Here is a 308-nt window from a genome sequence, read left to right as displayed (position 1 = left end):
CCCCCCCCCCCCCCCCCCCCCCCCCCCCCCCCCCCCCCCCCCCCCCCCCCCCCCCCCCCCCCCCCCCCCCCCCCCCCCCCCCCCCCCCCCCCCCCCCCCCCCCCCCCCCTTTACAAGCAGAAGACGGAATACGAGATCGCGCCTAGAGTCTCGTGGGCTCGGAGATGTGTATAAGAGACAGCGCGGAAGGCCGAGCGTCTGGTCGAGATCACCTATGAGAGCCTGCAGCGCGGCATCAAGGCGGTGCGCGCCGGCGCCACCACCGGCGATATCGGTTTCGCCATCCAGCGCTATGCCGAGGCCGAGCG

The 308-nt window shown here is 75.6% G+C and carries 1 pseudogene; it reads left to right on the top strand.

The window, feature by feature from the left end:
• Positions 1-180 precede the first annotated feature (180 nt).
• A pseudogene (locus JHD80_RS27825) lies at positions 181-308 on the top strand (M24 family metallopeptidase); the annotation flags it as partial.

The organism is Allobosea sp. ASV33 (genome assembly GCF_016428755.1).
Taxonomy (GTDB): Bacteria; Pseudomonadota; Alphaproteobacteria; order Rhizobiales; family Beijerinckiaceae; genus Allobosea.
The sequence above is the reverse complement of the archived record's forward strand: the minus strand, read 5'-3'. Positions and strand labels throughout refer to the sequence as shown.